The organism is Marinobacterium aestuarii, from assembly GCF_001651805.1.
Taxonomy (GTDB): domain Bacteria; phylum Pseudomonadota; class Gammaproteobacteria; order Pseudomonadales; family Balneatricaceae; genus Marinobacterium_A; species Marinobacterium_A aestuarii.
Window position 1 is genome coordinate 2,790,232 of sequence record NZ_CP015839.1, and the last position, 19,165, is coordinate 2,809,396.

The following is a 19,165-nucleotide window of genomic DNA, read 5'->3' on the forward strand; positions in this document are numbered from 1 at the left end:
CGCTGGCCGTTCACAGCCAGTGTCGACACGCAAGCAAGCTGTGTGAATCTGTCCGATAACATTGCCGGGATCCGAACGATGAACAACCAGATCAAGACACTGATGAGCCAGGCCGATGAATTGCGCAACGGCATCCACGACCTGGCCGAACGCACCCAGAACTATCAACTCAATCTCGCCGGTATCGAGCGCTGTGTGGACACTATCAGCCACTGCGTCACCCTGGTGGGCAACAATCGCGTCGCGGCCATCGCCGCCAAGGATCAGCGCAAGATCATGGCTGAACTTGAAGGCGCCGTCGATGAATTAAAGGAGCTGCTGCAGCGCTGATGAACATACTTAACCTGGGCGACCTGACCCCTGAACGCTTCCTGGCCGAATACTGGCAGAAGAAGCCACTGCTTATCCGCCAGGCCTTTCCCGATCTGGAGCCGGTCATCGAGGCCGACGACCTGGCGGGCCTGGCCTGCGAAGAGGATGTGGAAGCGCGCATCGTGCTGCAGGACCCCGCCAGCGATCACTGGGAGCTGCAGCAGGGGCCGTTCGAGGAAGAACACTTTGGCCAGCTGCCTCCATCTCACTGGACCCTGCTGGTTCAGGCCGTGGATCACTGGGTGCCTGAAGCCGCTGAGCTGATGGCACAGTTCGACTTTATCCCGCGCTGGCGTCTGGATGACCTGATGGTCAGCTATGCCGTGGATGGTGGCGGTGTCGGGCCGCACTATGACAACTACGACGTGTTCCTGATTCAGGCCGCCGGACAGCGGCGCTGGGAGGTCGGCGGTGAATTCAACTCAGACTCGCCCAAACGCAGCGATGCCCCGGTAATGATTCTGCCCGAATGGGAGGCCGAACAGAGCTGGGTGCTGGAACCCGGCGACATGCTCTATGTACCGCCGCGCCTGGGACACAGCGGCATCGCCGTGGGTGATGGCTGCATGACCTACTCGGTGGGCTTTCGTGCGCCCTCCCATGGCGAAATCATGCGCAATTTTACCGACTTTGTCGGTGAGCGCCTGAGCAATGAGCTGCGCTACAGCGACCCCGATCTGAAACCTCAGGCCAACAGCACCCAGATTGGCGACGATGCCCTGGCACGGGTGCGCGGCATCCTCAACCAGTACATTAATGACGATGCCCTGCTGGGCGAATGGTTCGGCCGCTGCATGACCGAGCCCAAGTATCCGGACCTGGATCAGCAACCCGAAGAGCCCGTCAGCTGCGAGAACCTGCGCACCTACCTGGAGTCCGGCGGCACCCTGAGCCGTACCGAAGGCGCCCGTCTGGCCTGGCGGCGCAGCAGCAACGGCTGCGAACTCTTTGCCGATGGCGTCCGTTATGCCGGCACCGAAGCACAGGAGTCGCTCTTCAGCGGCATTTGCAACAGCGGCGGCCTGGAGCTGGGCGAGGACATAGACGCGGCGCTGGAGCTACTGACCCAGCTGATCAACCAGGGCATCTTCTACGCCGACGAGCAGGACTGAATAAAGCAGGGGCAAGGTGAAAGGTGAAAGGTGAAAAAGGTAACGGTATAAAACCAGACCCTGCACCCGACACCAGGAACCCATAGCCCGCCCGGCAACAATGCCAACAAAGAATAAAGGCTGCCTCGGCAGCCTTTATTGCATCTTGCATGCCCCAGGCGGGACTATCCCTTAGGGGCCGTTTGCAGCATGGACGGGCGCTGACTGAAACGCTCAAACCAGGCCATAAGGCCGGCATGACCCTCGCGCCAGTTAAAGTCAGGAAAGCGAAAGCTGAGGTATCCCAAGGCGCAGCCCAGAGCTATGGTGCCGATATCGACCCGCTGCTCGTCCGGACCCGCCGAGCCTTCAATCAGCGCAATGTCACGCTCCAGCAGATCCAGGGTACGGGCAATCTTGCCCATCTGGCCGGCTTCCCAGTCATCCCACTGCAACGCCTCTGGACGGGTAATGCGCTCATAGCGCGCCAGCAGAGCCGCATCCAGCAAGCCATCGGCATGGGACTGCAGCACCAGCGCCGCCCAGCGCGCCTCGCCCTGGGGGAAAAGCGTGCCGCCGGCCTGAGCGTCGAGGTATTCGCAAATCACCCGGCTGTCACAGAACACCGCGCCTGTATCGGTTATCAGGGTGGGCACCTGCCCCAGTGGATTGAAAGCCGCGATCGTCAGATTGGGATTCACCGGATTGGCCGCCGCGCTCAGCAGTTCGAGCCGATCAGCCGAGCCCAGCTCATGGGCCGCTACCAACACCTTGCGTACAAAGGGAGATGCCGCCGAATAGTAAAGTTGCATAGAAAATCCCTGACCATCCATAGTTTCGAAGCTGGCAGAATACTCCGGCCCCCGGGACCGAACAAGCCACCCCTGCATCAAAGCACAGCCTCAGTTCTCTTCAATCTTGCTGAACAGCTCATGCAGCTTTTCAGCCCGGCTCAGGCGCTCCGATGCCCCACGCCCGATATGATCCGACACAGAGGCGCAAAGGTAGTTCAGCATACTGAAGCCGGAGCTGTAGGAATCAAACAGGGAGGTACTCTGCACCATGCAGCGCAGCGTCCAGTCTGCCAGATTCACGGTCTTGTCTTCGGTGTGATCGGTCAGATAGAGCACCTTGGCGCCCAGCTCCCGGGCATAGGTCATGACGCGGCTAATGACTTCCTTGCGCCTGCGAAAACCGATCACGATCACCAGGTCCTGCTCGGTCAGACCGCAGAGATCTTTCTCGATCGCCTGGGCCGGGCGCGGCAGCACTTCCACACAGGAGCGCAGCTGTATCAGCTGCTGGCGAAAATAGAGCGCGGGCATGTAGCTGTTGCCATAGCCGATAATCCAGATCTTGGCCGAGGTCTCAATGCACGGAATGATTTCCTGCAGCGCATCCTCGCTCAATGCCTCAAAGCTGCGCACCAGATTCTCCATCTCGCAGTCAAGATGCTGCTTGATTTCACTGCGAAAATCCCCGGCATGGTGATCGAAGGTGTTCAGATAGCGCGGCGAGCCTTCGGACTTGGCCTCACGCACCTGCTTGCGAATCTCGCGAAAATCCTTGTACCCCAGGCGCTTGATCAGGCGGGTTGCCGCGGCATTCGAAGTATCAGCGCGCTCGACCAGCTCGGAAATGGAATGGGTTGCCAGATCACCGGGAAAGTCGATGATGATATCGGCAAGCAGCCGCTCACTGCGAGGCAGCTCTTCATATATCTCACGCAAGCGATCTTCGATTGGCAACTTCATAGATATCCCCCTGTACAGACCCGTCTTGCCGGTTGCCTGAATCCTGATGACGCCATTCTATCTGCTCTGCGCCAGCAGTGCTGCGAACAGGCTACAGTTAAAGCACAAAAATGCCCTGCCCCGCCCCGCGGTGATGTTTTTTTAGCCGTGCCAGCCACGCCCAGCCTGTGCCCGAGCGCACAGAAATCTGGGATTACAGAGTACATCTTTCTCGTTTTCGCTCCGAAGAGCCCTGTATGTAAAGCCCCCATGTCTTGTTCATTCACATTGCACAGGCGCCGAAACGATAATTTGTTTCAAATACAGCCTAACTAAAAATTTGTTTTCACTTTGTATACATTAACAGTTAAATATCAGAACAATTCGGTTTCACTCAGATAAACATCATGCATGATTTTAATGCTGTATCAGTACCTGCATTGATTAACCCAGTTAAAGATGTGGTGCTATTCACTTCTATACCTTGTGCACAAGGACCAAACAAGACTCACCTATATACTTTATGCTCCGCGGCCGTTTAGCTGCACATACAAAAATGCCCCCCGGTTTTCAAATCGGGGGGCATTAGGAGAATCAATTAGCGCTTTCTATTAACCCATCCACTGGGTCGCCTGCGCGAAGGCCAGGAAAGCAATGGCAATGGCAACCCAGATTCCAAACAGTGGCAGGAAGAACTTGACCCACTTGTTCCAGCCCACACCTGCCAGTGCCAGGGTAGCCATAAAATAACCGGACGTTGGATACAGGATGTTACTCAGGCCATCGCCCAGCTGATAGGCGAGCACTGCGGTCTGACGGGTGACACCCACCAGATCTGACAGCGGCGCCATGATCGGCATGGTCACCAGCGCCTGGCCACTGCCCGAGGGAATAACAAAGTTAAAGCCCAGCTGCGATACAAACATGCCAATCGCGGACAGCATGGATGGGAAGCCGCCCACCAGGCCGCCAAGGCCATGTACCAGGGTGTCCATGATATGGCCGTCTTCCAGCACCACGGCAACCGCACGGGCCACACCGCAAATAAAGGCACCGACCAGCACATCGCGGAAGCCTTCGTTAAAGCCTTCACAGATATCCGCAGTCTTAAGCCCGGCAATCAGACCCACAACCACGCCCATAATGATAAACAGGCCCGCCATTTCCATCATGAACCAGTGACGCTCCAGCACACCCCAGACCAGGATGCCAAAGAAGGCAAAGGCAGCCACGGCAGCCAGCTTCTGTCGCGCCGTTGCAGCCAGAACGCCCTCAGTCTCGGCATGCAGGTAACGCTTGCGCTTTTCAGCTTCGGCCGCATCACCGCTCATCAGGCTCAGCTCAGGGTTATTGCGCACCCGGCTGGCATAACGGATCACATAAGCCACACCGGTCAGAAGGATTGCTACAAAGGCCATGGAGCGCAGTCCCATGCCGGAGAATACCGGCAAGCCCGCCAGTTGCTGCCCCAAGCCTGTATTGATCGGGTTGAGCACACCGGCGGTAAAGCCCGCTGTGGTGGCGCAGAGCGCCACCCCCGCCGCCGTGACCGAGTCAAAACGCAAGGCAATCATCAGCGGCAATATCACCGGTACATAGACCAGCGCCAGCTCCTGGGTACCGATAAGGGTTGCGATGACCGCAAAGGTCACCATCAGAACCGGAATCACCACTATGCTGTTGTGCGCAAAGCGACGTGTCAGCTTGTCGACACCGATCTCGATAATGCCGGTACGCCGCAGCACCATGAACATGCCGCCGATGATGAAAGTAAAGAACACCACCACCCCGGCATCCATGAGACCGCGGGGTATGGCGAGCATGAAGTCCTGCAGACCAACCGGTGTCGATTCAATGATTCGAAAGGAATCAGCATCGATGGTGGTACGGCCATTGGGACCGGGAATGCGGTCATACTGACCGGCCGGCACTATGTAAGTCATCAGGGCTGCGATAGCACTGAAAACGAACAGAATGACGTAGATATGGGGCATTTCGAATGATTTTCTGGTCTTCACGTCAACCTCCGGGGCTATCGTGCGGTTACCAGACAGAGACTCAGCCACACCTGGGCTGCTGCTGTTGGCGTCTGCCATAGTATATACACCTCATTTATGATTTTTATTGTGAACCCGTCATTTGGTGCTCATGGTTACCTTGAGTCCGGTCAAGGCGACCACACGCATTGTCATCTTTTCCAAATAGGTTATTCGGGCCTGCCGCCAAGGTGAAACCACCGACGGCGTGCTGCGCTGTCGCGATCCATCACAGACACGAATTCGAAAACCGTGAGCACATCCTTGTGACCAGCCAATGAATGATAATTAATTTTCAAACAAAATAAAAGTGAAAAAACAGTATTGATTAAGCAAAATGATTGCGTACAATCTGGCCTACAAGAGCATCCAAATCGCCCTGATTAATATAAAACAGTCCATGGATACAGCCGACCAATTAACTGACTATTTAGTCAGAATAATGATGAGTTCATATTAACGGAACCGCTAAAAATGAATTAAACATTATCGACACCAGCCCCCGACGCCCTTCGGCGAATAACTGAATATCAATAAGATGGAAATAATGACCATGACCAAGCCTGCAACTGATCTTGCAACCCGCTGGCCTAACCTCGCCGACGACCGCTTTGGCGCCGAGGTGCTGTTCTGCACCGCTGATTTCTTCGCATCAGCCAGCCGCACGCTGTCTCACACTGAGCCCCAGTGGAAGGAAGGACTCTTCGATGACAATGGCAAGTGGATGGATGGCTGGGAAACCGCCCGTCGCCGCACGCCGGGCAATGACTGGGTTATTGTGGCCCTGGGCCACCCGGGCGACATTCAGCGTATCGAGATCGACAACGCCCACAGGGAGTCTTGATAGATGACAACAACACTGATAATCGAACCGCTGGAGCGTACCGCCTTTGCACCCTTTGGGGATGTGATCGAAATGGACGGCAGCAAGAATTTTGCCATCAACGGCGGCGCGACCATACGCTATCACGATATAGGGCAGATATTTGCCGATCCCCGGGATGGTCACGCGGCGATCAGCCTGGCGCGATCACAACCCCTGACCTCACCGTTATCCATCAAAATGCTGGAGCGCCACCCACTCGCAAGCCAGGCATTTATCCCCCAGGCTCAGACGCCCTTTATCGTCGTCGTGGCACCGGCGGGGGAACCGCCTGATAGGCGGGATATCCGTGCCTTTCTCTGCGACGGAACCCAGGGGGTCAATTACCACCCCGGTGTCTGGCATCACTCGCTGCTGGCGCTGGCCCCCGATCAGGACTTTGTACTGATCGACCTCATAACGCAGAAGCACAACTGTGATGAGCACCATTTAGCGCCTGACGCGCAGCCTGTGCTGGACTTCACACAGCTGCTGTGTGACTAAGAGTCCTTGGCCGGGTGCCCGTCGGCAACAGACGCACGGCGCGGCACCTCGCTCAGAGCTGGCTATCGACTGGGTCTGAAACAGATTCAGTGTGCGGCCCTTTCACCCCAAATATCCTCCAGCCGCGAAACGCGCCTGCAGGCGGTTTTGTAGTAGCGATAGCGGATGGGATTCTTGATGTAGTAATCCTGATGCCCTTCCTCCACGGGATAGAAACGCGAGGCATCCAACACCGGCGTGACGACCGTGCTGTCGGAAAATTCGTTCACAACCTGCTGGCGGGATGCTTCTGCCAGACCGCGCTGGTTTTCATCCAGCACAAAGATAGCACTCAGGTAGCTGGAGCCCTTGTCACAAAACTGACCCCGGCTGTCGAAGGGGTCGACGTTCACCCAGTAGAGGTCCAGCAACTGCTGGTAACTGATCACCTTGGGGTCGTAGGTGATTTCAATCGCCTCGTAGTGGCCTTCATGATTACCGTCATACACCGGGTTTTCCAGAGTACCGCCGGTAAAGCCGGAGACCACATCCGTCACCCCCGCCTGGGGCTGAAACGCCTGCTCCATGCACCAGAAGCAGCCACCGGCGAAAATGGCCTTGTCGGCCAGCACCGCTGAAGGCTGCAGTGCGCCCAGCAGTGCCAAAGTTGCGATTGCGCGAATCTTCATGGGGTCTACCTCGGTTGAAAACAGATTGAAAGTTATGCAATGAGACTGCGTCACGCAGATCCCGTTCAGCCCAGCACCGACTGATTACCCAGTTGGCCCAGGACCCCATACACAGGCGACATAAGATAACGGTATAAACAACAGGCGACGGGACGCCACCAGCAGGTGCCCAAATCAGATGCCCGCTCTTGGGCAGAGCGCTGGCCCGCAATTAGCCGCTCTCACCGGTTGGAGGCGCAAGAACATTCACCGGCCGGCCGTCGAAAAAGGCCACCAGGTTTTCAAACGCCTGGCCGAAGTACAGCTCATAGCCCTCGCGCTCCACATACCCCAGGTGGGGACTGCAGAGCACATTGTCCATTTTCAGCGCCCAGTAGTCGGCGTCGATAACAGGCTCCTGTTCATATACATCCAGCGCTGCCCGGCCAGGACGGCCGAACTGCAGCGCCCGCTGCAGAGCGCCGGGCTGCACCAGTTCCGCCCTGCTGGTATTTACAAAAAGCGCATTGGCTTTCATGCGGATCAGATCCTCGTAATGCACAAGACCGCGCGTATCGGCATTCAGGCGCACATGCAGGCTCAGCACATCGCTGCGGGCAAAAAAGTCATCCTTGCTTGCAGCCACACCCAACCCCATGTGCGCGGCGGCCCGGCGCGAATCGTCGCGTCCCCACACCAGCACCTTCATGTCAAAGGCCTCGGCATAGCGCGCCAGGCGACGGCCGATCTTGCCAAAACCCCAGATGCCCAGCGTCTTGCCGGCCAGACAGTCGCCTATATTCACCTGCCAGCGCCCCTGCTGCATCCCATTGACCGCCGGCACCAGGCCGCGCATCGCCGCCATGATCAGCGCCCAGCTAAGCTCCGCCGGCGCCACCGGCGACCCTGTCCCTTCGGTAATAACAACACCCCGGCGATGACAGGCCGCAACATCAATATGCGCCGCAACCTTGCCGGTCTGACTGATGAGCTTAAGCTGCGGCAGCCTGGCCAGCAGCGCGTCATCGATACAGCTGCGCTCACGGGTCAGCACCAGCGCATCGGCCGAGGCAAAGCGCTCCACCAGGGTGTCCATGCTGGCAACCGAGTCATGGTAAACCTCGACCTCGAAATCCCGCAGGCGGGAAAAACAGTCAAGCCCTCGCACCACACGCTGATAATCATCCGGTATCACAACTTTCACGATAGCGCTCCTGAGATAGAATCTGTCCAGTCAGTCACAGGGGTACTCTATAGCGATGCTCTAAGGCACGCCAGCGCCGCGCTGCAAGCACGCATGGACATCACAGGGTGGGTATCGCAGGATTGGCGGACGGCTTTATGCTCAACAGCCGCCCACGTATTAGTCAGGAAGGTACACCCATGTCCGGTGACAGCCAGCGCAAGACCCCCATCCCGCGTGCGTCGCTTATGAGCATTCTGGGCTACCTGCGCCCCTATAGACGCCAGATTGCCTATGCACTGTGCGCCCTGCTGTTTACCGCAACCATTACGCTGTCCATCGGCCAGGGTGTGCGACTGATCATTGACCAGGGATTTAGCACCGGCTCCACCGCGCAGCTACGTCACTATGTGCAGCTCTTTCTGCTGCTGGTCGCCGCCCTGGCGCTGGGCACCTTTGCGCGCTACTACTGGGTCACCTGGCTTGGCGAGCGCGTGGTGGCCGATATTCGCAGCCAGGTCTTCAATCACCTGATCGATCTGCACCCCGGTTTTTTCGAAAGCAATCGCGGGCTCGAAATACAGTCACGCCTCACCGCCGATACCACCTTGTTGCAGGCCGTGATCGGCTCCTCGGTGTCGGTGGCGCTGCGTAACCTGATCATGATGCTCGGCGGCACCGTCTGGCTCTTTGTCACCAATGCCAAGCTCAGCGCGCTGGTGTTGCTGTGCGTACCCCTGGTGGTGGCGCCGATTATCCTGTTTGGCCGTCGTGTGCGCGGACTGTCCCGGCGCAGTCAGGACAGCATTGCCGATGTGGGTGTCTATGTAGGCGAAGTGCTGGGGCAGATCAAGACCGTGCAGGCCTACAATCACCAGCCTCTGGACAAGGCCCGCTTCAGCACCGTGGTCGAACAGGCCTTTGCGGTCGCGCGGCTGCGGGCGGTACAGCGCGGCCTGCTGATCAGCATCGTTATAGTGCTGGTGCTCGGCGCCGTGGGGCTGATGCTCTGGGTAGGCGGGCTGGACGTTATTGCAGGGCGCATCAGCGCAGGGGAGCTGGCAGCCTTCGTGTTTTACAGCGTCATTGTGGGCGCCGCGGTGGGCTCGGTGAGTGAGGTGATCGGCGATCTGCAGCGTGCCGCGGGCGCCGCCGAGCGGATCGTCGAGCTGCTGGCCAGCGAAAATGAAATCACCGCGCCACCGGTGGGCCTGCAGCGGCTCCCAGCACGCATCAGTGGCACAATAGAACTGCACAACCTGGGCTTTATCTATCCCGGGCGCCCCGAAATACCGGCCCTGGATGCCATCAACCTGCGTATAGAGCCGGGTACAACGCTGGCGCTGGTGGGGCCCTCCGGTGCCGGCAAGTCGACCCTCATCGACCTGCTGCTGCGCTTTTTCGACTGCAGTGAAGGCCATATCAGTGTTGATGGCATCGATATCCGCCACCTTGACCCTGTCGACCTGCGCCGCTGCTTTGCCCTGGTATCACAGACACCGGCGCTGTTTTTCGGCACCATCGATGACAATCTGCGCTACGGCAAGCCCGGCGCGAGCCAGCAGGAGGTGGAAGCAGCAGCCCGAGCCGCCCACGCCCACGACTTCATCTGCGCCCTGCCCCAGGGCTATCAGACCCGTCTGGGCGATGCCGGCAGCGGTTTATCTGGCGGGCAAAAACAGCGTCTGACCATTGCCCGCGCCATCCTGACCGATGCGCCCATCCTGCTGCTGGACGAAGCCACCAGCGCACTGGATGCCAGGAGCGAACGCACCGTACAACTGGCGCTCGAAAGCCTGATGCGCGGTCGTACTACCCTGGTGATCGCACACCGTCTGGCGACGGTGCAGTCCGCTGATCGCATCGCGGTGCTGGACCATGGCCGCCTGGTCGCTCAGGGCACCCATCAGGAACTGATACAAAGCTGTTCCCTTTATGCGCAACTGGCCAAGCTGCAGTTCGATACCCATAGCTGACCTCGCCTGCAACCATTCAAATCCGGACTGCAGCACCCGCGCTCCCAGCGCTGCCCATGGCGCCACCCAGACGCTGGCAGCATTGTGCCACGGCGTAATCATGTTACTCTCGGTGGTTGCACCCGCGCACGGAGCTCTATGATCGAATGGAATGCAGAGACACAGCATGAATTTAAAACCACGATTTCTGTTGTTTAGTGCCTCGCTGATCATTATCTCCTGCGTTGCGATCTGGTACTCCGCCCGCCAGCAGGCAGAAGAGATCATCGACCAGTGGGCCGTTCGCTACGCGGAAAAGCAGGTACTCTACGACAAGGCCCGCGCCCTGCAGCCGATCCTGCGAGAAATGGCGCTCTCGCGCCAGTTCGCAAGCTCCCCGCACATCATCGACTGGGCCCAGAACCCGGATGACCCCCAGCTGCGCAGCCGGGCCATTGAGGAAATGGAGAGCTACCGCCTCAACTTCACGGACAACAGCTACTTCGTTGCACTGCAGCAATCCGGCCACTATTTCCACAACAATGCGACCAACGACTACGCCGGGCGCCAGCTGCGCTATACCCTGAACCCCGACAAGCCGCAGGACCGCTGGTTCTATGATGTCATTGCACAGCAGCGTGCCGTGCATCTGAACGTCAACCCCGATGTCCAGCTTGGCGTCACCAAACTCTGGATTGACGTACTGCTGCGCGATGGCGACCAGACCCTGGGCGTAATCGGCACCGGCATGGCGCTCGACGGCTTTATTGACCAGGTGCTGCAGGACAGCGGCGACGACGTGAGCAGCCTGTTTGTTGATCATCGCGGCGCCATTCAGCTCTACAGTGACCCCAGCCTGATCGACTACGCCTCCATCTCCAATCCGGGCAGCCCATCCAACACCCTGGAGCGCCTGCTGGATGACCCCGCCGATGTGCTGAGCATCAAGGGCGCCATGGCGGCGCTGGTCGAGAGCGGCGAAGCCGTCACCACGCGCTTTGTTCACCTGAACGGAAAACGCTACCTGGCCGGCGTTGCCTATATAGCGGAAATTGACTGGTACGAAATCACCCTGCTGGACTTTGAATCCCTGCTGCCATTAAGCAGCTTTAGCGGCATCCTGCTGATTTGCGGCATCACACTGCTGCTGGCCGTGCTGAGCTTGAATCTGATACTCAGCCACCTTGTCCTGCGCCCTCTGCGCCAGCTTGAACAGGCCATGCACGGTATCCAGCAGGGGGATTTCAATGTGCAATCCCTGCCAAAGGCACAGCGCAACGAAATCGGCCGCCTGGTAACCCATTTCCAGCACATGGCAGAATCCGTACTGGAGTCCCGTCAAAGCCTGGAACACAAGGTGCAACTGCGCACCGAAGCCCTGGAGACCCTGACCCGTACAGACCCACTGACAGAGTTGCTCAATCGCCGCGGCATGACAGAACGCTTAGGCGCAGAGCTGCAGCGTTGTCAGTGCGGCAACCAGGGTCTGGGTATCATCTGGCTTGATCTGGATCACTTCAAGGCCATCAACGATCAGCACGGCCATACCCTGGGGGATGCCGCGCTCAAGCATATTGCCCAGCTGATCCGCGCCCAGATCCGCAGCCAGGACGGCGCCGCGCGCTGGGGCGGTGATGAATTTCTGATCCTGCTGCAGGATTGCAATGTGCAGCACCTCCAAGCCCTCGGCCAGCGCCTTTGTAACAGTTTGGCGCAGAACCCGCTGCCCACGGCCGGCGCTGAGGCCATCAGGCTCGGCATCAGCGCCGGCGCCTGCCTGTGTCAGCCCGAGGATACGCTCGAGTCCCTGCTGCGCCGTGCCGACACCGCACTCTATGACGCCAAAAAAGCCGGCCGCAACCAGGTGTGCGTTTACAGCCCGCAGACGACAGCCCAGGACGAGCTCAACGCGCCCCCTGCCGATGCCGATGCCACATTCCCAGGGGCCTAAGGCCCTGCGCACGAATATTTCTCAGCCGTAAGGCCGCGACGCCTCTTTGCCATTACACTTAACACTAAGCTGGATTTAACAGCGTTACTGTCATCCCGACACGAGCGGTGGCACTGTGCTTGCCGCCACCGTCATTGTGACTGCCACAGGAGAATCAGCATGATAGAGCTCAAAGTGTGCAAGATGGGTAAAGGTCTGGGCGTGGAGCTGCCAAGCACTGTGATACAGGCACTGGACACCCGTGAAGGCGATACCGTCTATCTGGTGAACATGCTTAACGGCAGCTATCGGCTGGCACGACACGACGAGAATTTTGTCGAAGAAATGGAGCTGGTGAATGGCATGATGCACGAGGAAGATGCCTGAAGCCCAAGCCCATGACAGCATGCCTGCCCGGTGTGTGAAAAGGCGCGTAACAATGAAAAATATCATCTGAAGTTGCCAGCGCCTGCGATGCGAAATCAAAATGGCTACTGTATGATGCTGTGCCTTATGTATCTGTATTTATTATTAATTCCATCGTCATCGCCGTGAATATAATGAAAAAACTATCTGCATCGCTGTTACTGGTACTGGCTTCATCCTTGTCCCTGGCCCATAGCGAACCCGCCGCCAAAGCACCGGTCGCGGTCGAGCAAAACACGAAAATTCACCTGGCTTCTGCCAGCGCCTCCATCGTCGACCTGAAAAGCGGCAAGCGTCTGTACGACAAGAACGCAGATGTACCTGTACCCATCGCCTCCATCACCAAGCTCATGACGGCCATGGTCATCCTCGACGGCAAGCAGTCGATGAAGGAAAGCATCACCTTCACCCGCAACGACCGCACCCTGGCCCACAATTACTATTCGCGCATTCGCACCCAGTCGAAACTCAGCCGCGCCGATGTCATCCGCATCATGCTGATGTCCTCGGAAAACCTCGCCGCAACCGCGCTGGCCAGCAACTATCTCGGCGGTTTCAAGGCCTTCGTCAAGGCCATGAATGCCAAGGCCAAGGCACTGGGTATGCACCACAGCCGTTTCGTCGACTCCAGCGGTCTGTCACCGAACAACGTATCCACCGCCGCAGACCTCACCCGCATGGTCAGTGCCGCCGCCAAGTACGCACTGATTCGCGACTACTCCACCACCAAGGTATTTACCGCCAACTTCGAAGGCCCGCGCTACCGCCTGGCGTACACCAACACCAACGCTCTGGTACGCGGTGGCAGCTGGGACATTCGTCTGAGCAAAACCGGCTACCTCGATGAAGCCGGCCGCTGCCTGGTCATGCTGGCCAAAATCGACAACCGCGAAGTAGTGATGGTCATGCTGGACTCCTTCGGCAAGCGCACTCCCACAGGCGATGCCAACCGTATCCGCAAATGGATTCAAACCGGTAACAGTGGCGATATCGCAGGGGCGGCCCGCGACTATGAACGCAGGCGCAACGCCGCGCTGCAAAAACGCTAAGGCGGCGGTGCGCCTGCAAGCTGCGGACCAGACCCCATCAACAGATACAAAAATGCCGGCGCTTAGGCCGGCATTTTCATGTTCGCATAACGGGGACTATTCAGCCCTTACCCGCCAGTGCAGCGCAAAGCCCGGATCAAATACCAGAATCGACTCACCCTGGGCCTCGACATTGGCCGGCAGCGGCTGTGCCTCGGTGGTTTTTTCCAGCAGCAGATAGTCGCTGTTTGGCTCCAGCCCATAGAAAGCCGGGCCGTTGAGCGAAGTGAAGGCTTCGAGCTTGTCCAGTGCGTTTTCCTGCTCAAACACCGTAGCAAGGGTTTCCAGACACACAGAAACGTTGAAAATACCGGCGCAGCCGCAGGCACTTTCCTTGGCCGAACGCAGGTGCGGCGCTGAGTCAGTCCCGAGGAAGAAACGAGAATCCCCGGAGGTGGCTGCGGCACGCAGCGCCAGGCGATGACTTTCGCGCTTGGCCACCGGCAGGCAGTAGTAGTGCGGCTTGATGCCTCCCACCAGCATGGCGTTGCGGTTGATCACCAGATGGTGCGGTGTAATGGTCGCAGCGGTGTTTTCGGCGCAGGACTGCACAAAATCGATGCCGTGGCTGGTGGTAACATGCTCCAGCACTATCTTGAGCTTAGGAAAGCGGCTACGCACCGGGCCCAGTGTGCGCTCAATAAAGACCGCCTCACGGTCAAAGATATCGATATCGGCATCCACCACTTCACCGTGTACCAGCAGTGGCATGCCAATTTCTTCCATGACCGCCAGCACGTCGTACACCGCCTCGACATTTTTGACACCCGCCGCCGAGTTGGTGGTGGCGCCCGCCGGATACAGCTTGGCCGCGACTATATGACCTGCGGCAAACCCCTGGCGCACATCCGCAGGATCCGTCTTTTCAGTCAGATACAGCGTCATCAGCGGTGTAAAGGGGTCCGATGCCGGGCATGCTGCGTCGATCTGAGCACGATAATCAAGCGCCTGGGCGGTGGTGATAACCGGATGCTTGAGATTGGGCATGATGATGGCACGGCGAAACCAGCGCGTGGTTTCGGGCAATACTTTTTGCAGTACTTCACCATCACGCACATGCAGGTGCCAGTCATCCGGATAGCGGATACGCAGTTGGTTTGACATCGTCACAAACTCCCCCTGAAAAATTCTGCGAGGATCAACAGCGTCCCCGCGTAACCGGCGCTTAGGGTACAACCAAGGAGGAGCCACGGCCAGTCAAAAACGCTGAATCCTGCACAGGGCTGGGGGTTCGCCGCGGCTTCTAGGGCGCGAGGCTCACCTTTTCCTGATAGCGCTGGCGCAGAATTGCCACCCGCTCCACATAGACCTGGGTTTCGGCGTAGGGCGGCACCCCGCCGTACTTTCGCACGGCGCCTGCACCGGCGTTATAAGCCGCCACCGCCAGGCGGGCATTGCCTTTAAAAGCACTCAGCAGATCGGCCAGATGCTTTACACCGCCCTCGATGTTTTGCTGTGCATCGAAAGAGTTTTCAACCCCCAGAGAGGCCGCGGTCGCGGGCATCAGCTGCATCAACCCCTGGGCACCCATATGGGAAACCGCAGCAGGATTGAAGGCGGATTCGGCATGTATCAGTGCCCGCACCAGCGCAGGGTCAACCCGATGCTCGGCGGCGGCCTTTCGCACCAGCTGGGCGTAGGCGGTCACATTCAGCGGCGTATTGCGCCAGTTAACCGACGACACCGGATTGCAGGCATAGCACTGGATTTTGACGATCTCGTAAGCCTGATTCTTCGGCTTCTGGTCGGTAAAGCTCAAGACGCCGCTGGGTGCGCGGTACTTGTAGATTTTCTGCCCGCGCCTCCCCCCCAGCACCTTGTCGCCTTTCCCAGGCCTGCCCACATTGGTGTACTCGATACGTCCATCCGGATGCACGATCTTGCGCAGGCTATCGGCCTGGGCAGCACCGACCCACAGCAGCGCTGAGGCAGCCAGCAGCAGGGTCACTAGGGTTCTGGAGGTGCGGCGATCGAAAGTCATTACCTGAGTGTCAGCCATCAGGGGAAAATTTCAAGCTTTTAGAACATTAACTTAGCGCATTACCTTAGGGCATGAACGACCCACGTCAGCCGCCCTGCCCTGCAGGCGCTTTAGAGTGGCCCGGCACCGAGGCTGGTAAACAGGAAACCGTCGAAATCCGGATCCTCGGTGTTGGACAGCGCAAACAACGTCACCTTGACGTTTTCCAGATGCTGCCACATGGCCTGACGAGCGCCCTCGGCATTACGCCTGCGCAGCTGTGCCAGTACTTCCCGATGATCATCAAGCCAGTCACCGCGGTAGGACGTGTCCTGAATTCTGGCATGCAGCGTCTTCCACATCGGGCTGCGCTCGCGCAGATCCCACAGCTGGGTGCAGGTTTCCAGCAACAGGCCGTTCTGCGTCGCCCGGGCGATCAGCAGATGAAATTCCCGGTCCGCGGCATCACTTTTTTCAATCGAATCCAGTTCCGCATCTTCGAGATCCAGGGTGTCCTGCATCAGCTGAATATCGTGCTTGGTCACCACCTGGGCGGCACAGGCGGCGATCGAACTTTCCAGCACCTGACGCGCCTGCAGCAGCTCAAAAGGCCCTATATCCTCAGTATGAGTCCTGATCAGACGGCCGTCGGCCGGCACCTTGATCAGGTAACTGCCGGACCCCTTGCGCACCTCAATCAACTCTTCGATTTCCAGCATGATAAAGGCTTCGCGTACCACGGTACGACTGACGCCAAATTGCTCCGCATAGACGCGCTCGGTCGGCAACTTGGCACCGACCATCAGGCCCTGCGCCCTAATCTCTTCTTTGATGTGCTCACCGATATCTCGGTAAAGTCGCTCAGCCATAGTGCCTAACTTCAATAAGGGTGGTAGCTGCCCAGCTAACAGCAGATTGGTATGACATCTTAGCACAACGATGCCACCATGCACGCCTCTATGAAGCCTGCGAGATAAAAAAACACCTTAAATGGTTCACCAATTTAGCATTTATGGTTGCTAAAAACCTATAACTGGTCCAACATCAACGCCACATAACCGGATTGCCACCATCAACTGATAACTGGCATACCAAAAATACTTGCACAGCCTCTCGGGTAACAACATGAAAATTCGCGCGGCCAAAGTGATCGTGACCTGCCCTGGGCGCAATCTGGTCACCCTCAAGATCGAAACCGACCAGGGCGTTTACGGCATTGGCGATGCCACGCTCAACGGCCGGGAGAAAGCGGTCGTTGCCTATCTTGAAGAACACCTTATCCCGGCACTGATCGGGCGGGACCCACAGCGTATCGAGGACACCTGGCAATATCTGTATCGCGGTGCCTACTGGCGCCGTGGCCCGGTGACCATGACCGCCATCGCTGCGGTGGATATGGCACTCTGGGACATCAAGGCCAAACTGGCCGACATGCCGCTGTACCAGCTGCTGGGTGGCAGGAGTCGCGACCGGGTGATGGTGTACGGCCATGCGACAGGCACAGATATAGATAGCTGCCTGGAAGAGGTCGAACAGCATGTACGCCAAGGCTATCAGGCCGTGCGCGTACAGTGCGGCATTCCCGGTATTGCATCAACCTATGGCGTTGCCAAGGTGCCAGGTCAGCGCTACGAGCCGGCTGACTCCGAACTGCCGGCTGAGCATGTCTGGTCCACGGAAAAATACCTCAACTTCGTGCCCCGGCTCTTTGAAGCCGTACGTAAACAGTTTGGGCCGGACCTGCACCTGCTGCACGATGTGCACCACCGCCTGACGCCCATAGAAGCGGCGCGCCTTGGAAAGCTGGTAGAGCCCTACCACCTTTTCTGGCTGGAAGACTCTGTGCCAGCTGAAAACCAGCAGGCATTCCAGCTGATTCGACAACACACCACCACCCCCCTGGCCGTGGGTGAAGTATTCAACAGCATTCATGATTGCCGCGAGCTGATCCAGAGCCAGTCCATCGACTATATTCGGGCCAGCCTGACCCATGCGGGGGGCATCACTCATATGCGCCGTATTGCCGATTTCGCAGCCCTGTTTCATGTGCGTACGGGCTTTCACGGCGCCACTGACCTGTCACCCGTATGCATGGGGGCTGCGCTGCATTTCGATACCTGGGTGCCGAATTTCGGCATTCAGGAACATATGCCCCACAGCGAGGAGACCTATGAGGTATTCCCCCATGCCTACCGCTTTGACCAGGGCTATTTCACCCCGGGCGAGACCCCCGGGCACGGTGTGGACATCGATGAAAAACAGGCCGCACGCTACCCTTACAAACCCGCCTACCTGCCGGTGAACCGGCTTGAAGACGGCACTCTCTGGCACTGGTGAGACACAGACAATGAAAGCATTCCAGGTAAATGCCGTGCAGAACTATGCGCTGGCAGAGGTACAGACCCCCACCGTTGCGGCCAACGAGGTGCTGATCCGCACCGCCTTCGCCGGTATCTGCGGCTCCGACATGCATATTATTCACGGACAGAATCCGTTCGTGCAGTTCCCCCGCATCACCGGTCATGAGTATTCCGGCACCGTTGTTGCCGTGGGCGATGCGGTCCAGAGCGTCGAGGTGGGAGACCGCGTCTGCGTCGACCCTGTGGTGAGTTGCGGCCAGTGCTATCCCTGCCGTATCGGCCGTTCCAACGTGTGCAGCCAGCTTCAGGTCATTGGTGTGCACCGTGATGGTGGTTTCGGTGAGTACAGCTGCGTGCCAGCTGGCAATGTGATACGCCTGCCGGACAATGTCAGCCTGGAGCAGGCCGCCCTGGTCGAACCCTACTCCATTGCCTCCAACGTGCTTGACCGCATGGGTCCCCTGCCGGGCGATACGCTGCTGGTGTACGGTGCTGGCGTGATCGGCCTGACCATCGTTCAGGTAGCACGGGCCCTTGGCATCGAGCGCATCATCGTCACCGATATCATCGATGCACGGCTCGAGGCCGCCAGAGCCCTGGGCGCCAGCGAGACCATCAACAGCGCCGAGCAGGATCTGGAAGCCAGCATTGGCGAGCTGACCGCCGGTGAAGGCGTGCCACTGATCGCCGACGCCGCCTGCATTCCCGCTCTGCTGCCGCAGATGCTGCGGATCGCCTCACCGGCCGGCCGTATCGGCCTGCTGGGCTTCACCGCCACGCCCAGTGACCTGGTGCAGCTGGAAGTTATCAAGAAAGAACTGACGCTGGTGGGCTCACGGCTAAACAACGGTCGCTTCCCCAATGTACTGGAAATGATCGCCGACGGCCGGCTGGATCCCGGCGCCCTGGTCAGCCACCGCATCGCGCTGGACGGCATATGTGACGCCATACATCTGATTGAAGATCATCCTGACCAGACCCGTAAGGTGCTGGTTGAAATGAAAGGTTAACGCGTTTT

At 58.4% G+C, this 19,165-nt stretch carries 18 protein-coding genes; 10 read left to right on the forward strand and 8 right to left on the reverse strand.

The annotated features are described in order from the left end of the window. The first annotated feature begins 78 nt into the window (after window positions 1-78). Together A8C75_RS12220 and A8C75_RS12225 are read left to right on the forward strand one after the other, a co-directional pair. Window positions 79-330, forward strand: coding sequence for a hypothetical protein (locus A8C75_RS12220; RefSeq protein ID WP_067382626.1), 252 nt, complete (start codon window positions 79-81; stop codon window positions 328-330). Beyond that, on the forward strand, window positions 330-1,484 hold the full coding sequence (locus tag A8C75_RS12225; protein ID WP_067382628.1) for a ribosomal protein uL16 3-hydroxylase: 1,155 nt from the start codon (window positions 330-332) through the stop codon (window positions 1,482-1,484). The genes A8C75_RS12220 and A8C75_RS12225 overlap by 1 nt, the downstream gene beginning before the upstream one ends. Before the next feature lie 164 nt (window positions 1,485-1,648). Here the strand turns inward: A8C75_RS12225 and A8C75_RS12230 are convergent, their stop codons facing one another. The 3 genes from A8C75_RS12230 to A8C75_RS12240 form a co-directional block, all read right to left on the reverse strand. Beyond that, window positions 1,649-2,275 (reverse strand): glutathione S-transferase, encoded by a 627-nt coding sequence (locus A8C75_RS12230; protein WP_067382631.1) that lies wholly within the window; start codon window positions 2,273-2,275, stop codon window positions 1,649-1,651. A 90-nt stretch (window positions 2,276-2,365) separates the two neighbouring features. Beyond that, window positions 2,366-3,217: a MurR/RpiR family transcriptional regulator gene (locus tag A8C75_RS12235; protein WP_067382634.1), complete on the reverse strand. Its 852-nt coding sequence runs from the start codon at window positions 3,215-3,217 to the stop codon at window positions 2,366-2,368. Between the two features lie 590 nt (window positions 3,218-3,807). Next, window positions 3,808-5,214 carry a YfcC family protein gene (locus A8C75_RS12240; protein ID WP_227819904.1) on the reverse strand — a complete coding sequence of 469 codons (1,407 nt, stop codon included), beginning with the start codon at window positions 5,212-5,214 and terminating at the stop codon, window positions 3,808-3,810. Window positions 5,215-5,785: 571 nt separating this feature from the next. On the opposite strand from A8C75_RS12240, the gene A8C75_RS12245 reads away from it, so the two are divergent. Continuing rightward, window positions 5,786-6,076 carry a hypothetical protein gene (locus A8C75_RS12245; protein ID WP_067382636.1) on the forward strand — a complete coding sequence of 97 codons (291 nt, stop codon included), beginning with the start codon at window positions 5,786-5,788 and terminating at the stop codon, window positions 6,074-6,076. 3 nt (window positions 6,077-6,079) lie between these two features. After that, on the forward strand, window positions 6,080-6,598 hold the full coding sequence (locus A8C75_RS12250; RefSeq protein WP_067382640.1) for an ureidoglycolate lyase: 519 nt from the start codon (window positions 6,080-6,082) through the stop codon (window positions 6,596-6,598). Between the two features lie 86 nt (window positions 6,599-6,684). Here A8C75_RS12250 and msrA read toward each other — a convergent pair whose 3' ends face one another. After that, on the reverse strand, window positions 6,685-7,266 hold the full coding sequence (gene msrA / locus A8C75_RS12255; RefSeq protein WP_067382643.1) for a peptide-methionine (S)-S-oxide reductase MsrA: 582 nt from the start codon (window positions 7,264-7,266) through the stop codon (window positions 6,685-6,687). A gap of 211 nt (window positions 7,267-7,477) precedes the next feature. Then, window positions 7,478-8,449 (reverse strand): D-2-hydroxyacid dehydrogenase family protein, encoded by a 972-nt coding sequence (locus A8C75_RS12260; RefSeq protein WP_067382646.1) that lies wholly within the window; start codon window positions 8,447-8,449, stop codon window positions 7,478-7,480. Between the two features lie 179 nt (window positions 8,450-8,628). Here A8C75_RS12260 and A8C75_RS12265 point away from each other — a divergent pair, with 179 nt between their 5' ends. The 4 genes from A8C75_RS12265 to pbpG all read left to right on the forward strand — a co-directional run bounded on the left by A8C75_RS12265 (window position 8,629) and on the right by pbpG (window position 13,788). Then, window positions 8,629-10,404, forward strand: coding sequence for an ABC transporter transmembrane domain-containing protein (locus tag A8C75_RS12265; RefSeq protein WP_084784037.1), 1,776 nt, complete (start codon window positions 8,629-8,631; stop codon window positions 10,402-10,404). Between the two features lie 166 nt (window positions 10,405-10,570). Then, window positions 10,571-12,334 carry a diguanylate cyclase gene (locus tag A8C75_RS12270; protein WP_067382649.1) on the forward strand — a complete coding sequence of 588 codons (1,764 nt, stop codon included), beginning with the start codon at window positions 10,571-10,573 and terminating at the stop codon, window positions 12,332-12,334. 159 nt (window positions 12,335-12,493) lie between these two features. Beyond that, entirely contained in the window at window positions 12,494-12,700 is a 207-nt protein-coding gene (locus A8C75_RS12275) for a hypothetical protein (RefSeq protein WP_067382652.1), read from the forward strand. Window positions 12,701-12,873: 173 nt separating this feature from the next. Beyond that, window positions 12,874-13,788 carry a D-alanyl-D-alanine endopeptidase gene (pbpG, locus tag A8C75_RS12280; protein ID WP_067387258.1) on the forward strand — a complete coding sequence of 305 codons (915 nt, stop codon included), beginning with the start codon at window positions 12,874-12,876 and terminating at the stop codon, window positions 13,786-13,788. Between the two features lie 96 nt (window positions 13,789-13,884). Here the strand turns inward: pbpG and pyrC are convergent, their stop codons facing one another. The 3 genes from pyrC to A8C75_RS12295 all read right to left on the reverse strand — a co-directional run bounded on the left by pyrC (window position 13,885) and on the right by A8C75_RS12295 (window position 16,656). Continuing rightward, window positions 13,885-14,931, reverse strand: coding sequence for a dihydroorotase (gene pyrC, locus A8C75_RS12285; protein WP_067382655.1), 1,047 nt, complete (start codon window positions 14,929-14,931; stop codon window positions 13,885-13,887). Window positions 14,932-15,070: 139 nt separating this feature from the next. Next, complete coding sequence (locus A8C75_RS12290) at window positions 15,071-15,808, reverse strand: lytic transglycosylase domain-containing protein (protein WP_067382658.1); 738 nt, start codon at window positions 15,806-15,808, stop codon at window positions 15,071-15,073. A 110-nt stretch (window positions 15,809-15,918) separates the two neighbouring features. Then, window positions 15,919-16,656, reverse strand: coding sequence for an FCD domain-containing protein (locus A8C75_RS12295; protein ID WP_067382661.1), 738 nt, complete (start codon window positions 16,654-16,656; stop codon window positions 15,919-15,921). Window positions 16,657-16,912: 256 nt separating this feature from the next. Between A8C75_RS12295 and manD the strand changes: the two genes are divergently transcribed. Both manD and A8C75_RS12305 read left to right on the forward strand, forming a co-directional pair. Further along, window positions 16,913-18,124, forward strand: a complete 1,212-nt coding sequence (gene manD / locus A8C75_RS12300; RefSeq protein WP_067382665.1) for a D-mannonate dehydratase ManD — start codon at window positions 16,913-16,915, stop codon at window positions 18,122-18,124. A gap of 10 nt (window positions 18,125-18,134) precedes the next feature. Continuing rightward, window positions 18,135-19,157, forward strand: coding sequence for a Zn-dependent oxidoreductase (locus A8C75_RS12305; protein ID WP_067382668.1), 1,023 nt, complete (start codon window positions 18,135-18,137; stop codon window positions 19,155-19,157). The last annotated feature ends 8 nt before the right edge of the window (window positions 19,158-19,165 follow it).

Bases quoted from the DNA above. Each gene is read 5' to 3' on its own strand.
- A8C75_RS12220 (WP_067382626.1), top strand. From the start codon at position 79: ATGAACAACCAGATCAAGACACTGATGAGCCAGGCCGATGAATTGCGC.
- A8C75_RS12225 (WP_067382628.1), top strand. From the start codon at position 330: ATGAACATACTTAACCTGGGCGACCTGACCCCTGAACGCTTCCTGGCC.
- A8C75_RS12230 (WP_067382631.1), bottom strand. From the start codon at position 2,275: ATGCAACTTTACTATTCGGCGGCATCTCCCTTTGTACGCAAGGTGTTG.
- A8C75_RS12235 (WP_067382634.1), bottom strand. From the start codon at position 3,217: ATGAAGTTGCCAATCGAAGATCGCTTGCGTGAGATATATGAAGAGCTG.
- A8C75_RS12245 (WP_067382636.1), top strand. From the start codon at position 5,786: ATGACCAAGCCTGCAACTGATCTTGCAACCCGCTGGCCTAACCTCGCC.
- A8C75_RS12250 (WP_067382640.1), top strand. From the start codon at position 6,080: ATGACAACAACACTGATAATCGAACCGCTGGAGCGTACCGCCTTTGCA.
- msrA (WP_067382643.1), bottom strand. From the start codon at position 7,266: ATGAAGATTCGCGCAATCGCAACTTTGGCACTGCTGGGCGCACTGCAG.
- A8C75_RS12265 (WP_084784037.1), top strand. From the start codon at position 8,629: ATGTCCGGTGACAGCCAGCGCAAGACCCCCATCCCGCGTGCGTCGCTT.
- A8C75_RS12270 (WP_067382649.1), top strand. From the start codon at position 10,571: ATGAATTTAAAACCACGATTTCTGTTGTTTAGTGCCTCGCTGATCATT.
- A8C75_RS12275 (WP_067382652.1), top strand. From the start codon at position 12,494: ATGATAGAGCTCAAAGTGTGCAAGATGGGTAAAGGTCTGGGCGTGGAG.
- pbpG (WP_067387258.1), top strand. From the start codon at position 12,874: ATGAAAAAACTATCTGCATCGCTGTTACTGGTACTGGCTTCATCCTTG.
- pyrC (WP_067382655.1), bottom strand. From the start codon at position 14,931: ATGTCAAACCAACTGCGTATCCGCTATCCGGATGACTGGCACCTGCAT.
- A8C75_RS12290 (WP_067382658.1), bottom strand. From the start codon at position 15,808: ATGACTTTCGATCGCCGCACCTCCAGAACCCTAGTGACCCTGCTGCTG.
- A8C75_RS12295 (WP_067382661.1), bottom strand. From the start codon at position 16,656: ATGGCTGAGCGACTTTACCGAGATATCGGTGAGCACATCAAAGAAGAG.
- manD (WP_067382665.1), top strand. From the start codon at position 16,913: ATGAAAATTCGCGCGGCCAAAGTGATCGTGACCTGCCCTGGGCGCAAT.
- A8C75_RS12305 (WP_067382668.1), top strand. From the start codon at position 18,135: ATGAAAGCATTCCAGGTAAATGCCGTGCAGAACTATGCGCTGGCAGAG.